Source organism: Candidatus Cloacimonadota bacterium, from assembly GCA_012522635.1.
Classification (GTDB): Bacteria; Cloacimonadota; Cloacimonadia; order Cloacimonadales; family Cloacimonadaceae; genus Syntrophosphaera.
The window spans coordinates 1-1,846 of sequence record JAAYKA010000013.1; the positions used below are offsets into that span (position 1 = coordinate 1).

Annotated in this window: 2 protein-coding genes; both read right to left on the reverse strand. The window is 49.2% G+C overall.

Going from position 1 to position 1,846, the window contains the following annotated elements; all coding sequences use genetic code 11:
• A partial coding sequence (locus GX135_00650; GenBank protein ID NLN84597.1) for a hypothetical protein occupies positions 1 to 668 on the reverse strand: 668 nt, incomplete at its 3' end.
• A gap of 9 nt (positions 669 to 677) precedes the next feature.
• On the reverse strand, positions 678 to 1,754 hold the full coding sequence (ychF, locus tag GX135_00655) for a redox-regulated ATPase YchF (GenBank protein NLN84598.1): 1,077 nt from the start codon (positions 1,752 to 1,754) through the stop codon (positions 678 to 680).
• Positions 1,755 to 1,846: the final 92 nt, after the last annotated feature.

Sequence of the window (1,846 nt, forward strand, 5' to 3'; positions counted from 1 at the left end):
GGAGTTTGCTCCTTGTGGATGGTGGGTTTTTCGGGTTTTGGCTTTTTTGGTTTGGCTTCACGTTTTTTTGTGATTTCAGCCCAAACACGCGCGAAAAATTCTTTCACCCTGCCAAATCCGAAAAAGAGGAGCAGCGAAAAGATGATGCCAAAAAAGACTAAAACCGTGGCACCAAAATCGGCGAAAACCGCTGCCAAGCCTTTCCAGATGGCTTTGGGAATCACGGCATAATTCGGATCAACCTGGTTGCGTGCCAGCCAAATCTGCAACAAAAATGCCGTCAATAAAAGAACGTAAAATTTCTGCCGGTTGCGTGTGTATTCCGGGTTCAGCGCATAAAGCAAAGCCAGGCTGAACACGATGATGGCTGCCAGCATGGAAAAACTCCAGCCTAACAAATTGCAAAGGGTGTAACTGACCGCAACGCCGAATACTCCGATGGGGTTTTCCACTCCCAAATCTTTATGAAATGGCCAACTGAAGATATTTCCGCGTCCGATCAGGAGGTCTTTGTCGGTTTGGATGCTTTCCCAGCCAAAAATCAGGCTCAAAGCGGTCAATAGTGCCAATAGCGCCAACAGCCCCATCAGGGCGCGCTTTTGCCAGCTTTCCAGCCCCTGGCGCGGCTTGGCTCTTTTTTTGGTTCTCACTTTTGACGCTTTGGCCATAAATCTTTCCTAAACGTTGAAACGAATGAAGATTACATCTCCATCTTTCACGACGTATTCCTTTCCTTCCAGCCGGAACAATCCTTTTTCGCGCAGTTGTTTTTCGCTGCCGTGCTGGATAATGTCATCATAATTGAAACATTCCGCCCGGATGAAACCTCTGGCAAGGTCGCTGTGGATTTTTCCCGCGGCGGTCACAGCGTTCGAGCCCTTTTCCAAAGTCCAGGCGCGAACTTCATCTTCGCCCACGGTGAAAAAGCTGATGTAACCCAACATACTGTAGCAATAGCGGGTGAAGCGCTCGCGGATGCTTTCGCCGATGCCCATGTCTTCCATAAAAAGCAGGGCTTCCTCGCTGTCCAATTTGCTTAATTCTTCTTCAAAACGTCCCGCAATGATTTCTGCCGCGTAGCCTTTTCCTTCAATTTGCCGCTTCGTTTCATCCATGGAACCATAATCCTCTTCGGCGCAGTTTATCAATGCCAACACGGGTTTCTGGCTGAAAAACCGGAAGCCGCGCAGGGTTTTTTCCTCTTCGGGGTTCAAATCCATTTCACGCAGGGGTTTTCCCGCCTGAAGCTGCTCGCCAACCTGGCGCAAAATCTTCTCTTCAAACAGGATGGAAGCCGTTTTCACGCCACGTTTGTAGCCCAGTTCAATTTTTTCGAGGCGCCGCTCTGCCACAATCAAATCCGCCAACAGCATTTCTTCTTCAAATGCCAAAAGCTGCCTGAGCGGGTCTCCGGTCGGGTAAAGTTCATCCAATTCCTCATCCGCGAAAGCACGCAAAACCACCACAAAACCTTCGTTTGCCTTGATATCTGAAAAGAGACCATTATCCGGATTGACATCCTGACTGGCGAAAATGCCTGGATAATCTCGATATTCGATGTGGGCGTAAGTAGTCTTTTTGGGCTTGTAAAGTTCGCTGAGTTTGGTCACACGTTCATCCGGAACCTGCACCACACCGATGTTTGCCTCCGTTGCGGGCGGGGCGTATTTTTCCGTGGAAGCGCTGCCACCTGTGAGGGCGTTAAAAATCGTGGTTTTTCCACTTTTGGGCGGTCCAATCAGGGCAATATTCATTTATCTTTATTCTCCACGAGTTTTTTTAAGGAACGCAGCTCCGTCGGGGTTAGATGACGCCAGCGTCCTTCGGGAAGGTCTTTCAGTTGCAA